The sequence below is a fragment of the Leptospira ainlahdjerensis genome, assembly GCF_016919175.1.
Classification (GTDB): domain Bacteria; phylum Spirochaetota; class Leptospiria; order Leptospirales; family Leptospiraceae; genus Leptospira; species Leptospira ainlahdjerensis.
Window position 1 is genome coordinate 1 of sequence record NZ_JAFFPU010000020.1, and the last position, 20,795, is coordinate 20,795.

Annotated in this window: 15 protein-coding genes; 6 read left to right on the forward strand and 9 right to left on the reverse strand. The window is 44.2% G+C overall.

Features of this window, described 5'->3' with window-relative positions:
* Positions 1-76: 76 nt before the first annotated feature.
* The 3 genes from JWG45_RS04785 to lepB form a co-directional block, all read right to left on the reverse strand.
* A complete protein-coding gene (locus tag JWG45_RS04785) occupies positions 77-790 on the reverse strand; it encodes a TPR end-of-group domain-containing protein (protein ID WP_232380526.1) in 714 nt (237 codons plus the stop codon).
* Positions 791-987: 197 nt separating this feature from the next.
* A complete protein-coding gene (locus tag JWG45_RS04790; RefSeq protein WP_205278644.1) occupies positions 988-1,257 on the reverse strand; it encodes an AtpZ/AtpI family protein in 270 nt (89 codons plus the stop codon).
* A 4-nt stretch (positions 1,258-1,261) separates the two neighbouring features.
* Complete coding sequence (lepB, locus tag JWG45_RS04795; protein ID WP_205278645.1) at positions 1,262-2,263, reverse strand: signal peptidase I; 1,002 nt, start codon at positions 2,261-2,263, stop codon at positions 1,262-1,264.
* An 86-nt stretch (positions 2,264-2,349) separates the two neighbouring features.
* On the opposite strand from lepB, the gene JWG45_RS04800 reads away from it, so the two are divergent.
* The 3 genes from JWG45_RS04800 to corA all read left to right on the forward strand — a co-directional run bounded on the left by JWG45_RS04800 (position 2,350) and on the right by corA (position 6,162).
* Positions 2,350-3,153, forward strand: coding sequence for an aldolase (locus JWG45_RS04800; RefSeq protein WP_205278646.1), 804 nt, complete (start codon positions 2,350-2,352; stop codon positions 3,151-3,153).
* Positions 3,154-3,155: 2 nt separating this feature from the next.
* Positions 3,156-3,707, forward strand: a complete 552-nt coding sequence (locus tag JWG45_RS04805) for a TetR/AcrR family transcriptional regulator (RefSeq protein WP_205278647.1) — start codon at positions 3,156-3,158, stop codon at positions 3,705-3,707.
* 1,435 nt (positions 3,708-5,142) lie between these two features.
* A complete protein-coding gene (gene corA / locus JWG45_RS04810; RefSeq protein WP_205278672.1) occupies positions 5,143-6,162 on the forward strand; it encodes a magnesium/cobalt transporter CorA in 1,020 nt (339 codons plus the stop codon).
* Between the two features lie 548 nt (positions 6,163-6,710).
* Here corA and JWG45_RS04815 read toward each other — a convergent pair.
* Together JWG45_RS04815 and JWG45_RS04820 are read right to left on the reverse strand one after the other, a co-directional pair.
* The gene (locus tag JWG45_RS04815) at positions 6,711-7,445 is read right to left on the reverse strand and encodes a LytR/AlgR family response regulator transcription factor (protein ID WP_205278648.1); all 735 of its coding nucleotides are present in this window, start codon (positions 7,443-7,445) and stop codon (positions 6,711-6,713) included.
* The gene (locus JWG45_RS04820; protein WP_232380528.1) at positions 7,442-8,425 is read right to left on the reverse strand and encodes a sensor histidine kinase; all 984 of its coding nucleotides are present in this window, start codon (positions 8,423-8,425) and stop codon (positions 7,442-7,444) included. The genes JWG45_RS04815 and JWG45_RS04820 overlap by 4 nt, the downstream gene beginning before the upstream one ends.
* Before the next feature lie 299 nt (positions 8,426-8,724).
* Here JWG45_RS04820 and JWG45_RS04825 point away from each other — a divergent pair, with 299 nt between their 5' ends.
* The 3 genes from JWG45_RS04825 to JWG45_RS04835 all read left to right on the forward strand — a co-directional run bounded on the left by JWG45_RS04825 (position 8,725) and on the right by JWG45_RS04835 (position 11,879).
* Positions 8,725-10,215 carry a hypothetical protein gene (locus tag JWG45_RS04825; RefSeq protein WP_205278650.1) on the forward strand — a complete coding sequence of 497 codons (1,491 nt, stop codon included), beginning with the start codon at positions 8,725-8,727 and terminating at the stop codon, positions 10,213-10,215.
* Between the two features lie 14 nt (positions 10,216-10,229).
* Positions 10,230-10,961, forward strand: a complete 732-nt coding sequence (locus JWG45_RS04830; RefSeq protein WP_205278651.1) for a FecR family protein — start codon at positions 10,230-10,232, stop codon at positions 10,959-10,961.
* 276 nt (positions 10,962-11,237) lie between these two features.
* Entirely contained in the window at positions 11,238-11,879 is a 642-nt protein-coding gene (locus JWG45_RS04835) for an SMI1/KNR4 family protein (RefSeq protein ID WP_205278652.1), read from the forward strand.
* A gap of 76 nt (positions 11,880-11,955) precedes the next feature.
* Here JWG45_RS04835 and JWG45_RS04840 read toward each other — a convergent pair whose 3' ends face one another.
* The 4 genes from JWG45_RS04840 to JWG45_RS04855 form a co-directional block, all read right to left on the reverse strand.
* Positions 11,956-12,165, reverse strand: a complete 210-nt coding sequence (locus tag JWG45_RS04840; RefSeq protein WP_232380529.1) for a hypothetical protein — start codon at positions 12,163-12,165, stop codon at positions 11,956-11,958.
* 2 nt (positions 12,166-12,167) lie between these two features.
* On the reverse strand, positions 12,168-13,625 hold the full coding sequence (locus JWG45_RS04845; protein ID WP_205278653.1) for an NAD(P)/FAD-dependent oxidoreductase: 1,458 nt from the start codon (positions 13,623-13,625) through the stop codon (positions 12,168-12,170).
* Positions 13,626-14,119: 494 nt separating this feature from the next.
* The gene (locus tag JWG45_RS04850) at positions 14,120-17,098 is read right to left on the reverse strand and encodes an Ig-like domain-containing protein (RefSeq protein ID WP_205278654.1); all 2,979 of its coding nucleotides are present in this window, start codon (positions 17,096-17,098) and stop codon (positions 14,120-14,122) included.
* A 30-nt stretch (positions 17,099-17,128) separates the two neighbouring features.
* On the reverse strand, positions 17,129-20,629 hold the full coding sequence (locus JWG45_RS04855; RefSeq protein ID WP_205278655.1) for a hypothetical protein: 3,501 nt from the start codon (positions 20,627-20,629) through the stop codon (positions 17,129-17,131).
* Positions 20,630-20,795: the final 166 nt, after the last annotated feature.

Sequence of the window (20,795 nt, forward strand, 5' to 3'; positions counted from 1 at the left end):
TTTGAGGTTCCAAAAAAAGATTCCTATCTCGATCCGGAATGACCAAACCGTAAAAAGAAGAGCAAAAAAGGATTCTTTATTTGGAATTTTCAGGAGGTGGGATCAAAGATGGATCGAGGGCAGGCCCGTCCCAGAGCATTCTTATAAAATCGGAATCGGAGCGAAAGGCGTTGAAATCGGAATCCTTTTCAAATTCTACGGAGTCCTTTCCAAGAAAGAGAGCGATCTTCATATATTGAAGCATCTCTTCTTTGTTTCCGTTGAGAGCGTGAAGACAAGCCAGATTGAAGGCAAGCCTTGGGTCGCTGATCGGATTCGGAATCATCTGCTGAATCAGAGAAGAAAATCGAAAATCCCTCGTTTGTCCGGTATAGGCGATGAGATCCGCCGCAAAGTATTCTCTCGCGGAAGAAACGTGTTTCGATTTGATTCCTTCCACCTTCGCTTCCCCGATTCCGAGAAAGGGAATCGTTTCGCTAAAGATGCTTGCGATCCAAAAAGCGCGTTCATATTTTTTTTTGGAAAGAGATTCGTTAAATCTTCTCGCACTTTCAGAAAGAATAAAATTCCTAAGTTTCTCTCGGAGCTCCGCAGAATCCTCAGCTAAAGATTCCAAAAAAAGGCGCGATTTTTTTTTCCATTGATTGGCGCTTTCCGGATTTACGGACTCGATTCCATCCATCACTTCGACCCAACGTCCTTCTCGGTCTCTCTTCAAAAGAGAAAGACAATTCCATTCTAAGAGAATACAAAGAAGAAGGATCGAAGTTTGAAATGGGTTTCTATACATAGCTCGGCCGTATTCCTATGACAAACCTCCTTCGGAAATTTCCTCTTTTTTTGCGCGGAAGAATCTACTTTTTCTCTTTTGGAAGGCGGTATTCTTCCTTGGAACCTCTGGCTGGTGTTCCGTCCGAAGTAGAATTATAAAAAAATACTTTAGAAAAGAAGAATTTTCTGATATAAGAGGATCTTCCGAAGGAGATCCTACTTTTTAAGGGTGGTTCGATAGATAATATAATAGATTCCGTAGGAGAATCCGAGAAGACAAGCCGCCAAAAGACCGAAGGGAGAAGAATGAAACTTTCCATCCAGGAAGTTTCCAAGATACACGGAACCGAGAACGATCAAACCGAATTCCATTCCCAAGCCCGCAAATTCCCAAGGAGAGACTTCTTTCTCCGGTGTTTTGGATTCTTTCTGAAATCCGGAAGGATCCTTATCTTTGTCGGAAGGTTCGAAATTCTTCTCGGTCATTGTTTTATCGTAGAATCTTTCCGATTCGATTCCAGCGAATTTCCATTCTCCAGATCCGAAAACGAAGCGTCCTTTCGATCCAACCGGCTTTGCTCTCTTCTCTTACGAGACCGATTTCGGTCGGATGACAATTCTTAACGAGTTCCTCGCCTTGATAACGTTCGGCAAATTCCGGACCTTTTTCGGCGAGTTCCTTTCCGCTCTTGTATTCGCAGACATTGTCCTTCCAGTTGATGGAAAAATAAATGACGAGCGCTTTCCCGAGAATGTCTTCCCTTTTTACAAAACCCCAGGCGCGAGAGTCGTGAGAATCGTCCCGATTGTCTCCGACGACCATATATTGATTTTCCGGGATTTCACAACCGATCGAAAAATTACATTCATAACCGTCGAGGCGCTTTCGATCCTCTTCGTACCCTTCCAAAACGAAATGTTCAAAACCCGGTTTTTTTTCTAAGAATAAGGATCGGGAAGGAGCGTAGAGATTGTCCAGATCTCCCAGCAATTCCCCTTCTTCGACTTCCACAGGATCGTAACCTTGAAACGAATCCGAACCTTTTTCCTTGTATTCGATGACGGAATAGTTCACGTTTCCTTTTTTTGTCGAAAGAAATTTGGAGCTGATCCGAATCGTGTCTCCCGGCAAACCTATGACTCGTTTCACATAACGTTTTGCGAAAAATCCGTCGCGGGTATCTCCCAAATTGAGAGCCCTCTGTGGAGGAGCAAACGTTACGATATCTCCTCGTTTCGGGTTATCGATTCGAAATAGCTCTGCCTCCGTGAAAGGCATTCGGATCGAATATCTCATCTTGTTTACAAAAAGAAAATCCCCGATTTTTAAGGTAGGAATCATCGATCCTGACGGGATATTATTCGCGTCTAAAACCGAGGATTTGAAAGCAAATACCAAGATCACGATGAGAATAAAGGATAAAGTAGAGCTAAGAGGAGATTCTTCTCCAAGAGAGGAATCTTTTGATTTTACCTCGGGTTCCAGGTTCATAGGGAAAGCAAAAAGAAACTCACTTCAGTTGTCAATCCAGCCTTAAAAATTCTATCGGTTTTTCAAAAATCACCGATACTTTCTATGTGAAAGAGCAGATAGACCGTAAACTCATCGAACTCAGAAGAACCCTCGTTTCGCTCACGGATCAGTACCCGATTTGCGGCTTAAAAGGTGGGACAGAAACCGAGGATATGGACGCGGATGAAATCCGAATTCTTCATTTAGCGGCCAAGGACATCATTCCGGTAACCGTGAAGATCGGCGGGCCCGAGGCGAGGACGGATATCCGAATGCTCGTCAAGGAAGAGATCGAAGGGATCTGCGCCCCTATGATCGAATCATCTTACGCACTCAAAAATTTTATACAAACTCTCAAAAGTATGCTCACACCCGTGAACTACGGAAAAATATCGAAGTCGATTAACTTGGAAACCATAACGGGTTATAAGAATTTGATCGAAATCGCGGACTCCCGTGCATTTCAAGACCTGGACCAAGTCACAGCGGCTCGCTCGGATCTTTCTGCGTCCATGGATCTGATTCCGGACGACGAAGAAGTGATGAGAGTCACAAAAAATATCGTCTATCTTTCGAGAGAAAGAGGAAAGAGGACTTCCGTCGGAGGGACGATCACAAAATCGAATTTTAGAAAAATCTCCGAAGTCATCGGACCGGACCTCATCAATTCCAGACATGTCGTCGTAAACGTCGCGGAAGCGATGAAAAAAAATCCGGAAGAAGTCGCGGAAGCGATGTTGTTCTTCGAAATCGAACTCTACGACCTTTTCTCCGTCCTAAAACCCGAAAAGGCTTTTTCTTATAAGAATCGAATGGAGACAAATCGGGAAAGAATCGGAGCAAGAAAGGTCCTCTACTCGATTCGATAAGAATGGCGAAGGATACCCGGGATCTCATTTTAAAAACATCCCTGAAACTTTTTTCGGAACAGGGATATCACGGAACCACGATGAGACAGGTCGCGACCAAAGCGGGAATGTCTTTAGGACTTGCGTATCGCTACTTCGATTCCAAAGAAGCGATCTTGGAAGGAATCATCGAATCACATGATAAAATTCTAAAACGTTATATCCCGGACGAACTCGTCGCCAATTCCTCGAGAGAGGACGTGATCGCTCTTGTTTCGGAAAGTCTCATTACCCTCGTAAAAGAAAACGAAGACTATCTCCGTCTCTATTGGAATCTGATGCTGCAACCGAAGATTCACAGATTAAAACGAAGAAATATCCATCTCGTTAATATGATCTTTTTTGAAACTTCCAAAAAAACTATCCGCGTGATCAAACCGAATTATAGCGAATTCGAAATCAAAAATCTCGCGTCGACTACGATCGGTTATATGATCAACTATCTCACAAACAAAAAAGAATTCACCCTCGACGACTTTAAAAACTATCTCGTCTATACTCTGAAGAATACCTAACGAACGATCTCTCGAACTGTCCTTAGAGGCGAGACGCTGCGAACACTATAAGCGAGAGAGTCAAAGGGGAGCGAACCTTACCAAAGACCGTTGGGTTAGAGTTTTGTCTTAGTTTCTAAGACGAAGTTGAGAAAAAGCCTCGATAAAACCCTTCTTCAGAGGAATCTTGTTTCTTAGGAAGTAGAAGACCAAATTCTCTTTCTTACTCAAAACTCTATGGAAGAAAAAGAAATTTGTCTTAGTTCCGATATTCTGCGCAAAGTCGTTCTCCACGACCGAGGGATAATTCTTACGCAAAGATTGTCTGATAGATCCCACGAAAGAACTGTCGGAACTCCGACAATTCTTTCGTGAAAGTCGCGCGCCCCGCCCGTATTTTCGGGTGGAGGGGCGGGCGGCGGAAAAATTCCAGAAACTTTCCTCTATCACAAAATCAAACTTTTCGCAAGCACAAATTCTCATGTCGGAATTCCGACAAAACCCTGGTCTCGAGACGATTCTCCTTGTTCTCCTCCTCTCAACATTTGGGTAAGGTTATGCGTATTTTCGGGCGGCGGAAAAATCACGACGGACTTTCCTGTATCACAAAATCCTAATTTTGCAAGCACAAATCCCCGTGCAGGAACTCTTAAAAAAACATTCCTTGTACAGACGATTCTTGTTTTAGTTCCTCTCAACTTGTGGGTAAGGTAACACGGATTGTTGGGTCGCGGGGCGGGTGGCGGTCGAAGAACTCAGGACAACTTTTCTCTATGATAAAATTCTATGTTTCCCGAGTAAAAATTTCCAATGTCGAAACTCCAAAAAAACGATTGGAATCTTGTAAATTCGAAACAGTTTTCCAACTTGTATATGTGAGAATTTTCCAACGGAACGGAGAAAGGAGACTTTTGGAAAAAACGTCAAACTTTCGGCCTTGGCGCAAAAGAGGAAATTCCACAAACTTTTTTTTCTCCGCAAAATTGTCGGAACTCCGACAACCCGCGCCTGAGAGCTCAGAGCATTCTTTCTCAATCCCGAATTCCTCAAAAAAAACGAATCGACGGAAGTCAATTCTCTGTCCGCAGAAAAATCCGCTCGATATAAGTCTTTTGAAGAAGTGCCCGCCCTCTCGCGTCTCGAGTGCAAAGATTTCGAACGAATCAGAAACTCTTTTTCATTTTCGAAAAAACAAATTTCAAAAACGAAGGTCCGTAGATTTCGCTCCGAACGAATATCTCACGCCGATTTCAAGAATTTTTTGCGGCCGATTGTTTGTCGGAACAATCGATTGCTCTCCAAAAAAGAATTGCACGAGAATTCACATTCCCCCGAGCCGAATTCTCCAACGGCCCGGATTTTATGCGTATTCGAGTGGGAAGTCGAAAGACGACGCAGAGTCGATCCAAGGAATATTTCCTTGCCAGAGAAACTTTCTCCCTTAGCCTCAGTCCGAGTGAAACGGATCTTATTTACAGAGTTTTTTCCGGAAGGAAATTTAGAAAAATCCGTCGCCGGTCCTTGTGAAGCTCTTCTCGAAGCCGGAGAAAAACCGCCTGGACTTTCGGAATTGGATTGGCTTTGTTCCAAAGGTCTTGTTTGGATCGACCTCGATTCCGCCGAAGGGCCCGACCTCGACTTTCTCGCTAGAGAATGTAACTTTCACCCTCTTGCGATCGAAGATTGTATCAATAAGAATCAAAGGCCGAAACTCGACGAGTATGGATCCTATATTTTTATCGTCCTCCATCGCTTTCATTACGACTCTGAGAAAAAAATCCTTAGAAACAATGAGATTCATATTTTTTTTAATGAGAAATTCGTAGTCACCGTTCATCAAAAAGAGGAACCTTTGATCGAACAACTCAGAGCACGTTGTATGTCACAGGGAAATCCGCTTTCTAGAGGAACCGATCAGATTCTCTATCTACTATTCGATCAAACGGTGGATTCCAATTTTCCGATCTTGGATAAGATGAGCGAAGAGATCGTAAAAACGGAAACTCAAATTCTCGTCAATCAAGACAGTCAACAAACGATCGCCGGAATTCTTTATCTCAAAAGAAACCTTACTCGGATTCGAAGAGTTCTTTCTCCCCAGAGAGAAATCGTAAACAGTCTCATCCGGAGGGACAATCAATTCTTAAGTCCGAAAATTCAAATCTACTTTCGAGACGTTTACGATCATCTGAGCCGTTTGTATGAAACCATCGATATGGATCGAGATCTTTTGGGAAACACGATGGACGCGTATTTTTCAGTCATCTCCCAAAGAACGAACGACGTAGTGAAAAGACTCACACTGATCAGCCTCATCTTTATGCCCCTCACATTTCTCACCGGTTTTTTCGGGATGAACTTCACAGCCATTCCTTATGACAGCACTCTTTTCCTCATCTGCACAATCCTCGGAGCCAGCCTCATTCCGCCGGGAATGATCTATTGGTTTCGAAAAAAACACTGGTTCAAAGGATAAGAATCTATAGAAGAATCCAGTCCGATTCCAAAAACGAAATCGGATTTGTGAAGAAGAATATTCTGACTCGATCTTAAAGACCGCATCGACTCGGTTCCATTTTTTAAAACAGAAACATTTCGAAAAAAACGAGTAAACGTTTTCCCAAAAACCCGTCGCGCGAATGGAAACGAGGCCACTTGATTTATTCCGATGTGGTATCTCCCCAATCAGAATAAATCTACAAGCCGTCCTTAAGAACGTTTATAAACCGAACAAGGGACGTAATCTGTGGGAACTCCCTCGTTTTGATCGCGAGTTCACGAAGATTTTTTCAGTGAGGTTGGCGTTATTCGTGTCTGGAATAAATCCTAAAATAAAAAGAGGAATTCCAAAATGGTCCCATTTTATCTTAGAATTTATACTTTCCGACAAAAATCGTATCCAAAAAAGAACCTCGAATCCGATCCGGACTTCCGATTTTCCTACCAGAACATTTGTTCCGACAAATCGTTTTTACAAAAAGGCGCTTGCAATTAGAGATCGCAAGTTTTTCTCAAGACCCGCGTTCAAACTCCGTTTTCCCGAAATCTTTCTCTGAGATTGGAAACATATTCCCGACCTACGGGGAGAACAGTTTCGTCCTCGTCGTTCAAAAAAACCTCGTAGCCGCCGCCGGCGTTCGACTTCATACCGGAAATATATTCCAAATTTAGAATGTATTTTTTATGGATTCTTAAAAAACGATCGGAAGGAAGTTCAGCTTCCATATCCCCTAAAAGTTTGGAAGTTTCGTGATCCTTTTCCAAACTGTGCAGGATGCACTTCTTGCCGTTCGCGGTAAGATAGAGGAGTTTGGAAAGAGAAAGCCTGTGCAAAACGCCGGACTCTCGAAAAAACAAAAAGGATTCCACTTTGTTTCCTTTTTTTCGGAACGATAAAAATTCTTCAGCTCTTGTCATCGTCTCCCGAAATCTTTCTCTTGAATAAGGTTTCAAAAGATAATCCAAGGCGCCGGCTTCAAAGGCATGTAACGCGTGGTCTCGATATGCTGTCGTAAACACAAGCGCGGGAGCCACCTTCCCTCTTTCTTCTAAAACTTGAATCCCCGACTTTTCCGGAAGATTTACGTCCAAGAAGATAAGGTCGAAACTTTTCCTATCGAGAATCTCCAGGGCTTGACGTCCGTTCCCGACGACGGCCTCGATCTTGAAAGAAGGCCATTCTTCCAAATATTTTCTTAAGAGTTCCCTGGCGGGAATCTCGTCTTCCACGATCAATACGCTAAAACTTTGTTCGATCATATCGAGTATTCTAAGAGAACCTTAGTTCCTCCGGATTTTCCTTCTTCCAATTTTAATATAGCGTCCCTAAAATTATAGTCAAGCCTTGCTTGTATGTTTCTCAGTGTGCTTCTTATCGCGCTCATTCCAAATCCGCCTCCGCCGGGACTCGAATATTCTCTTTTGGATGTAGAGATGGTTCCGTTGTCCTCCACGGAAATTCTGATTCTGCCATCTCTAGTCACCGCTTTAACGTAAATTTTTCTCTGAATGTTCGCAGAACTTTCAGAATGTTTAAAACTATTCTCCACAAGCGGTTGAATCGAAAGAGGAGGAATCGAAATTCCAGAAAAATCTCCGTCGCTCTCCATCTTGAGTTCCATAAAATCCGCAAATCGAATCTTTTGAAGTTCGAGATAATTTTTCGTAAACTCCCATTCTTCCTTAAAAGAAACCAATCTCGCGGAATGCCTTTCCGTCAAAAAACGATACGAGTCCGATAAAAGAAGAATCGCACGATCCGCTCTCACCGGATCAATTTCCAATAACGCATGAATCGTATTCAAAGTATTGAATAGATAGTGAGGATCCATTCTGGATTGTAAAGCCGCGTAGTGAAGATCCTTAAGAGCGCTTTCGGATTCTTTCTTTTTTTCGATCAGAATCTGCATCGACTTTTCCAAAACGGAAATAAAAAGCGCAAGAATCAAAGAGCTAAGAAGAATGTTGTAAGAGCCGCTGTGTTCCCTTCCCGGACTTTCATCCGAAAGAGCGATCGCATGAAGAATTCCACCCGCTGCGACTCCAATGATCGCGGCGAAACAGGAAGCCAAAAGGAGAATGATTCCGGATTTTAAGAATCCGTGTTTATGTCCGGAAGAATTCAAAGATTCCACAGTCATCTCCACGATCCCGCAAACGAAATGAGTAGTAATCTGAGTCGCAAGAAAAACTTTCCAAAATGGAGAATTGGAGTTATGCGCGATTAAGAGGGAATTCATCGTTCCGATCACTGTATTGATGGAGAACCAAAAGAACAGTTTAAACCAACGAATGCGACGACCGGAGTTAATCATTTTCACCTGCTTAGAAGAACATTTAAGCGCACAATTTATTTCTCGTCATTCCGGATTTGATCTCTTAATTCCCCAAAACAGGGAGTTCATGTCCGATACGGCCATATTATCAGGAAAAGAATTGCCTTCGTTTGTTTTTTTTAAGAAGAAAGAAACTAGGATGAAAACACAGAAAAAATTGACGGAAAAAAGTTTTTTTTTCTTAGTAACGGTTCAGGGGAATCATGAAAAGAACTCAAATCTACCTCATTCTGTTTTTATCCGTATTTCTGGTCCAGAAGAGTATGAACGCTGATCAAGTGGTTACAACAAAAAAAGACGAACCGGACGCTTATTACGGCTTGGACGTAAGGGCGGTGATCTCGCCTTCTTACGGTTATAAAATACAGAACGAACCGACCGCTTTGGCTACGACGGGACAAAACGCGCCCGCGAATCCTTATATGAGTCAGAACGATAAATCCGGCTTCTCCACCCCCTGGACACTCTTGATGATTTCGAAGACATTCCAGGAAACCGGAATACAAACCGAACTCTGGGGAGAATTGATCCGCAATTCCCAGCTAACATCGGATACACGAACCGACGGTGGAACAAAACAAAATCCTTATATTGTCAGCGTTCGCCGTGCGAGCGTCAAAAAAACTTGGGAAACCTCCATCGGAAGTTACACTCTTAACTTCGGTATGCAGGAACTTCCTCATACCTATACTCAATGGAGCAACTACTGGCGGTGGAGATATATCGACCGTGGACCACTCGAATCCCTAGGATTTGCGCCGCAACCGGCCGATATCGGACTCAGCGCCACGGGTAAATGGTCGATCGTAAGTTCTCAGCTTATGTTGAGCAACGGAGAAGGTTACAAAGAGGCTCAAAACGTCAATTCCGCCGGAATGGACGTTTCCGCGAGACTTTCCGTCGAACCGAAGTTAGACGATAAAATGAACGCCGGCTTTCATCTTTTTTATAGAAAGGAAAACGCGGCCGGATCCGCTGCGTACGAATGTTACGAAGGCAAAACGGGCTGCCTCCCGAACGATCTCAACATAAGCACCGTGCTCGTAAAAAACAAACGTGCGCTTCAATCGGATACCGTAGGCTCGGAAGTCAATTTTGTTTGGACCGGTGCGCTTAAATGGAATTTAGGATTGGGCGCTTTTTTCAAAAGACAAAACGGAGGTGAGATCAGGGATCGTATGCAATTCTACTCGGCTCCTCTCGTGTATGGAAAGGATAGTTTTGGAAAAAGCGCTTATGCTTGGCTTTCGATCGGTTTCGGAGATTTCACCCTTTTAGGAAGATACGAAAGGGGAACGGGGAACAACGGAACGATGGGAACCACGGAAACCGTTCAGAAAGAATTTATCCCTGGATTTGGAGTTCCTACCGCAAACGGATCGTTATCAACACAGATCCAAAATTCGTTAACGGAAACAAACGCAAGCGGATATTCCAGCAAGAGTTCGTTTCGTCGTGTCAGCGTCTTTTTGGAATGGATGGTCTCGCATCAGTTTAAACTCGCATTGGGTTATTCTGAAAACAAGAACTTCGATACAAACGGGCTCGGCCAAAATCTCTATGTGGATCAAGCCGGGAACACCAGAACACAAAAGGATTATTTGGGGCAGTTTAACGGAATCGGAAACTTCGGAGTACTTGCCTACTCGGCTTTAGACAGGTGGATTCTTTTAAGAGCCACCATTGAGTTTTAAATTAGGAGATTGTTATGAATCAAAAGATAAAAATCGTATCGATACTGATATCCCTCGCGATGACCGGAGGGTCTATCGTGCTCCTCAGTCAGGAAACTAAAACAGGAGATGCGAAGGTTGGCTTTCTATTAGGAAAAGCTCATGTTCAAAAGGCCGGTAAGACCGCATGGGAACCTCTAAAATCCAACGACTTCGTTGACGAAGGCGACTTAATTTCCACCGGAAACGGTTCGAGACTGACAGTCATGTATAAGGGCTCCGAGTTCAAAATTCAACAGAACAGCAAGATCAAACTCGCGAGTCTTCACGGAGAAGCTAAAGACGGAAGAATTGAAGTAAACCAAGGGTTCGCTTGGTTTAAAGTGGTCGGATTGAAAGGAAGAAAGTTCGACGTAGCGACCGCAACTTCCACTGCGGGAGTAAGAGGAACTTCTTTTTCGGTTCTCTTTGATCCGAAAACAAAGGATTCCTCTTTCTGTACGTGTGAAGGAACCGTAGCCGTTTCCGATTCGGATGGAAAGGAAATCCTTCAGGAAAAGGGCAAAGGAACTATGGTATCCGCGAAAGATACCGAGATGAAAAAAGTGGAATATGAGGGAGTCATTAAGAAGTTAAAAGCGCTTTCCGGATTTGAAGCCAGATTGAAAAAGAACGCTTCTCTTAAAAACTGTCTTTCCTGCCATACTCCGGAAGGTTGGGTTCCGCCCAACGACGTTCAAAGGGACGAAACTTACGGAAAACAGTAATTTCTTATATTCTTATAAGACCAGAACCACAACACTTGTTTCGGCCCGGGTAAAACCCGGGCTTTTTTTATGTGGTCAGCTTTTAAAGAGTATTTTTAAATTCTATAATATTCTAATATTCAATGAATCCGATTTCGAATGTAAAATTATCTTTGGCAACCATACTCTTTCCCATATTTCCAATTCAGTCCGTCTTTAGTTTGTTCAACTCTATAGAATTCGAAAAATTCGGATCATAATACCACAACCGAGAGGAGTCCATAAACACCGGTCAGTATGAAATCTCTTATCGAAAGACTCAAACTCTGGTTGGAAGTCCATGTTCCGGATCCGAATCCTTTTTTAAAACCAGGCTCCGTCGAAAATCTTACAACCCTGCCACAATCGCTCCGGGAATTATATTCTCTCGCAGACGGTCAATACGAAGGAATTCCATTATTTGAAATTTTTTATTTTATGCCGGCCAAACTCTGCCTGGAAACCAAACACGAGATGGACACTCTTGCAAAGGAGGAAAGCTGGACGGAGGGCACTTGGAATTCGAACTGGTTTCCCTTCGCAGAAGACTTATCGGGCGATTATTTGGTCGTGGATAATCGAAGCGGAAAAATTTTCCAATACGTGCACGACGATGCCCCGATTCTATTAAACTCAATTTCTCTGGAGAATTTTTTAGAAGAATTTGCCCAAAAATTAGAAAGAAATATTTTCATATTTACCGAGGACGTAGGGATCATCGATAAAGCGGAATACGATCGATCCCCAAAAAGAACTTTTCTTCAGCGACTCAAAGATTGGAAGGATGAAAGAAGTCTTGTAACACAATTGCTCCTTGAATCTCTTTTGGTTCCAAGTCTCGTTTTCTTAGCTGTTTATTTGCTCGCTTTTATTATAAAAAAATCATTCAAGAGCGGCTAACGTTCTTAAGAAAGCAAACCAAATCCCTGAACGATCTTGTCCTTTCGAAATAGTCATATTGAGATATGATAAACGTTTAGTGATGCGATTTTAATATCATCAGGGTCATTCTAAAATTAATCCCGATAAATCTCCAGATCTGCCACAACAGGGAGGTTCTAAAATACTTTGTGATTCGGTTTGGAACCGACGTAAAATCGCCTTGCGTGTATGCGTTTCTTAACTTCTCGTTATCTTCGAGAATGAGTTCCGTTTCCTCTTGTGTATCCATTTTTCTTTCTCCCATTTTTATTCCGGAATCATCCACCAACCGATATTTCCCTTTGCCTTATAGAGAAACATAGAATGAAGCAACATCTTGATCCAATGTCCGGCTAATCCGATCTCGCCCGTCGTGTATCTCAAAGACCTACCCAACTTGGGATATTTTTTGTAATCGGGAACAATCGGGTAAATCGTCATCGAAGCGGCGCCTCCATCAAAAAATCCTTTCCCAGCGGAAGCTACACAAGCCGCGCCCATCTCAGCCATAGATGCGGTATGTGTCGGTTTTGTTTTGCCGTATCGAATCCTATCCGCGATACTTTTTGCAACGGCCTTCCCCATTGTCGCGGAAGGCATTCCGGTTCTTGGAGGTGTGGGAGAAATCTGAATACCTTCCTTTGTCTTCATGATTTTCGAGATTGGATGAGGCGGTGCGAATGCGATTCCGATAGCGAACACGTTCGGATAAAAAGGGCTTTGATAGGTTTTCGGCCAATCGTCCGGATCCCATTCTTCAAAACCTTTGGGATTGTAGTTTGCGTCCACCTTCATCATTCCGTTCGCGGCGAACATTTTTTCGGTAATGTCTTCTCCGGATTTTGAGAATGATTTTAAACCGACACCGGCGAAAGGAGGAATCAACATCGTAAAGTCGGTTTTAACAAAACTTTTTTCCCCGTCTAAAGTGATAAAGTGAACCCTATCCTTTTCGATTTTCGTCACGTGAGCTTTTGTTTTCCATTGAACTTCTCTTTCAGCGAATAACGACTCCGCAAAAATCTTACCGCTCGTGATATAACCTCCCCTTTCCAAATGCATTCCTCCCATTCCGAAATCGCCTAACTCGTATTCGTTGGACAACCAGAGAAGTTTTGCCTTGTCTCGAACTCCTTCCTTTCTCAATTCGTAATCGATATTGAACAGATATTCAAAGGCGGCGCCCTGACAGGTACAGGTTCCGTGTCCCGTGCCGATTACAAAGTTCAAAGTTTCACCGGCTTTCATTCGTCGGATCGCGTCTTTGAAGGAACGCGCCGCTTCTTCCGCGTGACCATAGGTACAGACCGAATGTGTAAATCCTTCATCGGGACCAAGTCCGGGTGTCGCTCCGAAATTGAGCTTCGGACCCGTCGCGTTTATGCAAAAATCATAATGAATCGTTTCTCTTTTTCCTACGTTGTCACCCGAGGTAAATTCATAGGTTACGAAAGGTTGAGTGTGATCCGAATCTCCCTCCGGATGGATGCTGATCCCTTTAGCCTGAAGAAAACGAATTTTCATTTTTTCATAGACCGGTTTGAGAGGAAACGTGACCTCTTCCGGCTTCATGGCTCCTACTCCGACCCAAATATTGGAAGGAATCCAGTTCCACTGTGAGTTCGGGGATATGACGACTATCTCGTGTTTTTTTCCGAGATATCTTTTGAGCAGTGTGGCGGCCGTGTGACCGGATATACCGGCGCCTAAAACGATGATTCTCATGAGAACACCTCTCAGACGTGGTTTTGCTACGTCTTAATTCGGATCGGACCATTCAGAAAATCGAATTCGCTTAAATCGAATCATAGCTTTTTTAAAAGGAAAAGGAAGACATTTCCGGTTTGAATCCTTTTCAAATCCATTGATATTTCTCAATCCATTCCTCAGATCGATTTCCGCCTCGCAAACGGTTAGCAGATTCCCTATCTTAACATTCCGATTTTTTTGGTGTAGAATTTTAATTCAGACTTGAGACCGTTCAAATTCCGGCTTTTTCTCTACAGGTATCGAATCTTTGTCAACAATCTCATTTTGATTTTCTTATCGGTTTCCCTTTTTAGTTTGTTTCCATTATTCAAACGTCCATTGTTTTCAGATCCGTTAAAACGAAATTCGTTATTCCGACCTCCGATTATTCCAGGTTCTTTTATCATCGGGAATAAACAAAAAAGGCCGCGTTAGAGGCGGCCTTTCGAAATTCTTTTCGATTTTGAATCTTAGGGACAGGTGATCAGGGCTCCCGGATCGGCGATTGCAGGCCCCCCGGGATTGAACTTAAGACCGCCGAATACATAAGGATAAGCCTCGGTATCCGAGATCGGAAGAGTATGAAGGTTCGAATGAGTCGTCTTCGCGATAATTCCGCATTCAGTTCCGTTCGTCGGATGTGTCAAGGCCGGAAGAGAAATGGAAGGCGGAAGAGGAATCTCCTTCAATACGTTGTTCACGAGCGGAACTATCAGAGTCGGAACAAGAGGATCGATCACCGCCAAAATTCCCTTAGGATCCAAACCGAACGGATTCGGAGCCCCCGCCCCCGATGAACCTTCCAAGATGTCTAACGTGTAAGAAAGAGTAGGACCGTTCGAAATGACGATCTTCAACGCATTCAAATTTGCGTATGCAGGGTTATTGGTTGGATTGGAAAAAGTAACGAAGTCAAAATCCGCTAGACCTTTTAAACTCGCCCTCGCAGTACTGATCAAATAAGTAGAGTTATCGGGCCTTTTCCCACGAATCGAAAGTTGAATGTCCGTAAAATTCACTTCCAACTTCGGTTTAGCGGTTCCTATTACGGGTTTTAAGATTCCGTTCGGCGCATGGATCGGACTGACGGAGATTACAATATCATCGGTTCCGTTGATCGCTGGAACAAGAACACTCGTAGCAGGATCGATTCCGATCAGATTGTCTCTTCCCGGAGCGAGAATGTTTACGATCGGTGCCACCTTGATCAAGGATTCGGTCAACTGAAACAAAGGATCGGTTCCCGCGTATTGTTTGATCGTATCGATAAATAGTTTATCGATGTTCAAATCCAAAGCTCTGTTTTTCCAGAGATGATACGCGGCCTGAGTTATGGTATCCACCGTGAGGGACAGCAACAAACCGGGGTTAGCCGCACTCTGAGAAAACTGATAAAGATTGCTCATCGCACCGGTAGGTTTTGTGACAACAAAACCGTTCATCAACTGATGTGTTCTCGGTGAACCGATCGGATTCTTAGCCGAAATTCCAAGATCGATCGATCCCACAATTCCACGATTGGAACCGGTCACTCTTACCTGAGAATCCGTACCCAACTGGATCTTGACGTTCAGCGGAAAATTCGCAAGCGGAGCCGGTAGATAGGAAGGAAGTGCGATATCAACGCCGGGGGCTTTTAACGAACCGATGATCGAGTTCAAAACGGAAGGAGCTACGTCTTCGATGAAGTTACGCAACATCGACCTAGTGATCAATGGAGTCAACGTTGGCACCATTCCGTTCGCGGCGCCTTCCGTGGTTCCTGCGAGCCAACCTGCAAGCCCGCTCGTCGTTGCCTCGAGTTTGACTTGGTTTACCCTTCCGTCCCTATCCTTGACCGTAAGATTGTTGGACCAATCTGTGGTATTGAAATTGGAAAGATTCGTGATCGGGGTAAAAATATTCAGCGCCGTATCTCCGTTGGAATCGATCGTCAAACTCGCTTTACCGGTAGTGTTTCTATCGGCAGGCGGAGAATCGTTGTAGTTTAGATAAGCCGTCGTGGAGAATACGAATCTGTTTCCGGAACCGATGACGAGAAACAAGGAACCTCGACTTCTTGCGATCATCACCATATCCACCGCGAGAGTTTTTCCTTTAAATTGAAAACCCAATTCTCCCGTGTTGTTCGCGACCATATTGACCCCGATGTTTTTCAGAGAGGGGAATCCGGCAACTCCCGTATGGATCGTGATCCCGGTGATATAAACGTCGATGTCGAAGTCGGTACAACTCGTGAAGATCAGAGTCGCACAACCTTCCTCCGTAAATCCACCCGGATTCTCACCCGAACCGCCGCAGTAACCGTCGCCAAAACCCGAAGAAGAATCTCCGTAGTTTCGAATATACTGAGGCATCGTAAAACCTCCAATCCCGCTGTAATCGATACAATAGGAAGATCGCCTAACGTTCGTTTTTGGAGAATCGGCAAACTGATTAAACGTATTTCCGTTTACCTTAAAATTTCCGGCGGTAAATCGTTCCAAAACCTTGGATAAAAACGGCATCGCCTGAGCTTGATCCAAAATGATGGAACCTCCGTTAACGATCATATTGTTCGGCGTCGTATTTACATTCCCATAATTGAATGTGGCGAATCGTTTGAAAACCTTCCCCGAGGCGACCGTGATCTCGTAATAATATACGTTTCCTCCGATAAAGGGCGGAATCGCGGATGCCGTTAGGTTCGTCGTCAAAGTTGTGTTCATCGGACAAGGAGGCGCACCGCAGATATCGATACCGCTCGAGTTAGCATCTCCCATGTGTTTGAGTTTGATCGACTGGATCGAGTTTGTTCCGATCAGAGGATTTGTAAAAGTGGAAGTCAAAGTTAATATCGGAGTAGTAGCCTTGTTGAACGTGATATCGTTGGTGCCGCCTAACGTGTTTACCGTATTGATCTTATTCGTCATCAAGTAATCCGGCTCAGTAATAAACGTCTGAGCGTAACTAGTAAGATCTTTTCCGTCGATCGTCTTTGAGTTGGCGGTTAAGGACAAAGTGTATTCTTCGTTGGTCTTAAATTCTCGATATGGATCGAATACGAGACGAGAACTGGAAGCCCAGTAAAAAGTCCCTCCCTTTCCGGGGCCTGGAAGAATTCCGACCGCCGGTGCAAGGACAAGATCCGCCTGAACGGAAGCTTTATTCATGGGTTGTGAGAATCTGATCTCGATACTTTTATAACGATCAACGTCCGTCGTCGACGAGATAAAAAGAATCGCTTCCGGAGCCGCGGCCCCGAAATTTGCAGGCAGACTTGTGGGCGCGTCCGTTTCGGTATACGGAGCAACCACGTTAGCCGAAACAGACGTATCCGTGGAAAGGCCGAAAAGTGAAAGTACGCTGTTGAGGGGAGAACCGGCGCTTTTATCCGAGGAGCATCCGGTTCCTGAAAAAAACAGAATCGCCAAAATTACCGCTGAGAATGAATTTTTCTTTTTGTTCATCTTTTTATTACACCAATCCTCTTTCTCTTTTCACTGCACCGAAAACATAAAGTTCATATCGTCCCAAAGCGTCGAAGTGGGCTGATCGTTGTTCCAATTGTCATACATATAAAAACCCACGGGACTAAACTTTCTTCCCGCTTGATAGATATCCGCCATCTGTTGGATCAGAGTACCGGTCGAAAACAGAAATGAACGATTTGTTTCCTGTTTGTTCTGAATGATATCCGACCTAAGAAAATTTTTAAGATCCGCGAAGAGATCCTTTGAAGTAAAGGTGGTATTCATAAACATCCGATTCTCCAAATAAGAAAAAAAGCCGCCGTTGGCCGCGAGATAGTATCCGGTTCCGTAGAGCGGTCTTCCGTACGGAGCCATCGCCTCCAAGACCGGAGGAAGACTTTGTGTAAGAATGTTTGTGATCGTATATGATCTTGTGTTATCGGGATTGTAAAAAAGAGAAGAAGCCAGGTTTAAGAGCTGCGTGATTTCGGCGCCGCTCGGAGAAATATCCAAAAGAAGATCCAATAAGAAATCTAGACTCGCGACGATCGACCAGCCTGAACTTCTGGAGAGATAGTCTTTGAAAAGATTTACGACGTCGTCGACGCCGACCCAAAGAGGGTCGAAAATATTAGTTCCGTTTAAAGTGGGATAGTTTGCAACCTTATCCCTCCATTCCGTGAACTTAGTTTCGAGATTGAACTGGACCGCAGTCGGAGTCTCCGCATTCAATTTGATCTCTCCCATGACGAGCTTGAGTCCGTTAAAAATTTTAACTTTCACGTTTACGTTCGCGGGTTGACCCAATTGACTTAAGAATTTAACAAGCCCGGTAAGGAGTTGAGTTTTGCCGACGAGGTTCAACGCTCCGTCCTGAAAACGTCGTGTGTTCTCGGACAACACGCTGATGATAGTTCTGTATTCTTGCGCGCCTGAATTCGTAAGAGGAAAGTATTCCATCGTGGAAGCGATAGGATTTCTAAAACCGTCGGCCATTCCCACGGTGCGAACTTGAGTAAAACTGGGAGGAGTCGGATTGGTGGGAGAAGTCGCGGTAGTATCTGGTCCGAAAAAGACAAGAGGTCGGGAAAATATCTCGGCGAGGTTGGTAAGAATCGTGTAGGGATTCTTAAACCCTGCGGTTTGTTGACCGGAGACTTGATCGTCTAAAGATTTTGTTAATGCGACAACGAGAGGGGTCAGAGTGTTCCTCTGCGCCCAATTTGAATTCACCTGATCCGGAATCACCTTCCCTACCGTAGTAAAACCCAATCTTTCCAAAACGGGCACGTTGAGCGAAATCACCGGAGGCAACATTCCGTAGATCAAATCCGGATTGGGAACAATCAAGGACCAAAGAGCGGGATAGACGAACGTTACTTGAAACGCCTGTTGTCCGTCCGCTCCAAACCCCCAACCTTCGAGAAGCATAACCGAATCCCCAGGCGTATTGGAAAGATAGGTAAGATCGGAACCCGCAGCGCTGTAAGTTTTTACGTAATTGGCGTTGTCGATCGTCCAACGACCGTTGTCGGTAGCACAAGCGCTCGGCAGGCAGTTCGGCTTGAGATTGAGCATACCGACAAGACCGTTTCCGATCGCCGTGATAAAAAGCGCCTCCTCAAAGGCGACGGTGGCGGCTAACTTTGCGCGTACGGGAAGGACTGCAACGAAACGTTTCTCATACAATAACCACTGAAGATTTTTGTAAAACGCTTCCTCGTCGCTATCCACAGCACGTTGAGCGTCCGATTTCGGAATTTCGGTGATCGTATAAAACGTGTTCGGGACGTTCGGACCGTTTTGACGATTTCCCCTCAACCCCACATATTTCGTGTTATTCGGAGCCGGAAGATTCAATTGAATTTCATAACTATGAGTCTGCCAGGTGGGTTGAAAGAGGGTTTCTGAAAGATCGGAATTGCGAGTAATCGAACCGTCCGGAGAAAGAAAATTCCCGGCCCCGTCTCTTCGATTCTTGTTGTAATAAGGACCGTAACCGCCGTAGGTGACTCGTTTGATCCAATTCAAGGCCCAAGGAAGGGTTTTGTTATAGACACGATCGAAATTTGCCGCGGTCGGATCGGTGATCGGAGCAGTCACTCCCCTTGCGTTGTCTTCGAGCAGGGAGAGAACCCTGCTGTTCATATCGAATCTGTGAACTACTCCGTCTTTATAAACTTTATCACTGGTCTTACTCAGATTTGTAATATTCTTAAAATTGAATGGACTTGTGGAACCGATCACCGACTTGAGGGAATGGATTGCGTCGCCCACAGTCAATTCACCTCCCGTGGAACCGCTGATCCAATCATTCGAAGTGTCGGCCGTATCCCAGGTAAAACCGTAGTTGTTGGCGATGGTAAGAACCACAAAAAGGGTTTCTAACGCGGACATGGAGCGGCTCGTTCCGTCGTACGCACGATCCTTTCCGTCCACATCGATACGAATGAGCTCTTTGAGAGAACCGTCCACATTCGAGGGACGTGCCGAAAAATCCAGAAGGCTTAGGTTCTCGGCGGTTTTTTGCAGAAGATTGACGGGAGTCGCGGTGATCGCGCCTGTATCCAAAAGGGTTCTAACGTTTTGAAAACCTTCCATAAGAAAGGCTTTAAATTCAGCCGGATGAACAGGGTCGCTATAATCGGCGTTGTATTGAGCTCCGCCGGCCGTAAAATATTTATCCAAATTGAAGACCAACTCTTTCATCGCGGTGTTTGGAGTTTTAAAATCCGAAAAACCTGCTCTCTTAAACATCATCTCGCCTAAGTCGTAGATGATGGAAATAAAACCGTCTTTGAGGGAACGATCGGCGACTAAGACCGGATCAAAAAAACCGTTGAGAAGACTTTCCACGCCGGCTCTCGCGTTCGCGTTCGCGATCAAACCCTTATAAGCCACGTCTTCGATCTCCAAAAGGAGATCACGGGTGCTCTGACTTTTCAGATCCCTTGAAAAATCGTGGATCGATTGTGTGACTTGGTCTTTCGTTTTGGAAAGATATTCCTGACGAATCGCGTTAGCCGAAATCGGAATCAAATTTCGAACCACCGGTTTCGGATAATAGCGAATCTTTTCAAAAAGGGGCTGAACCGCTTCGTAAGAACCCGGATTTGTGGTTTCCAACTTTTCGATCAAAGAAGCGGCATCGGAACCCAAAGCCTGAATACTCGGCCTGCTGACAAGAAGAGCCGACTGAGTCGCACGAAGAGTTCCCAAATTATCTTCTCTCGTCGCTTTCGCAAGATTGTCACCTAATGCCTTGTTGAAATCGACAGGTTCCAGACTTACAAAAAAACTTTTGAGAACCGGGAACCCATTCAGAATTGTAAAAAGAGAAATTCCATCATAGGAATCAATATTATCAAAGAAGATGGCTGGGTCGTATTGAGTGGATCGAGGCTTACATCCCGGAAAAAAGACAAAGAGAAGAGCAGAAAGAATTAGAATTCTATAAAATAGAATTCCTAACTTAGAATGTGGCACAGCACGGCTCGATTTTCGGTTTATCTCGTTTTTCAAATTCATCCCTAAATCCTCTTCTTCGGTTTCCCTGGAGGCAACTCCCTTGTAACGATCGTTACGGGGTTTTATATATATGCTATATTGTAATTATTTTATAAATAGATGCAATGTTTTTTTATATCAAGCGTTCAAATTTTATATCAAACGCTACAATATTTGATAATCTAAT

Excerpts from the sequence above, each read along its gene's own strand:
- JWG45_RS04830 (WP_205278651.1), top strand. The coding sequence starts at position 10,230 with ATGAATCAAAAGATAAAAATCGTATCGATACTGATATCCCTCGCGATG.
- JWG45_RS04820 (WP_232380528.1), bottom strand. The coding sequence starts at position 8,425 with ATGAATTCCCTCTTAATCGCGCATAACTCCAATTCTCCATTTTGGAAA.
- JWG45_RS04855 (WP_205278655.1), bottom strand. The coding sequence starts at position 20,629 with ATGAATTTGAAAAACGAGATAAACCGAAAATCGAGCCGTGCTGTGCCA.
- JWG45_RS04840 (WP_232380529.1), bottom strand. The coding sequence starts at position 12,165 with ATGGGAGAAAGAAAAATGGATACACAAGAGGAAACGGAACTCATTCTC.
- JWG45_RS04845 (WP_205278653.1), bottom strand. The coding sequence starts at position 13,625 with ATGAGAATCATCGTTTTAGGCGCCGGTATATCCGGTCACACGGCCGCC.
- JWG45_RS04785 (WP_232380526.1), bottom strand. The coding sequence starts at position 790 with ATGTATAGAAACCCATTTCAAACTTCGATCCTTCTTCTTTGTATTCTC.
- JWG45_RS04790 (WP_205278644.1), bottom strand. The coding sequence starts at position 1,257 with ATGACCGAGAAGAATTTCGAACCTTCCGACAAAGATAAGGATCCTTCC.
- JWG45_RS04835 (WP_205278652.1), top strand. The coding sequence starts at position 11,238 with ATGAAATCTCTTATCGAAAGACTCAAACTCTGGTTGGAAGTCCATGTT.
- JWG45_RS04815 (WP_205278648.1), bottom strand. The coding sequence starts at position 7,445 with ATGATCGAACAAAGTTTTAGCGTATTGATCGTGGAAGACGAGATTCCC.
- lepB (WP_205278645.1), bottom strand. The coding sequence starts at position 2,263 with ATGAACCTGGAACCCGAGGTAAAATCAAAAGATTCCTCTCTTGGAGAA.
- JWG45_RS04825 (WP_205278650.1), top strand. The coding sequence starts at position 8,725 with ATGAAAAGAACTCAAATCTACCTCATTCTGTTTTTATCCGTATTTCTG.
- JWG45_RS04805 (WP_205278647.1), top strand. The coding sequence starts at position 3,156 with ATGGCGAAGGATACCCGGGATCTCATTTTAAAAACATCCCTGAAACTT.
- JWG45_RS04850 (WP_205278654.1), bottom strand. The coding sequence starts at position 17,098 with ATGAACAAAAAGAAAAATTCATTCTCAGCGGTAATTTTGGCGATTCTG.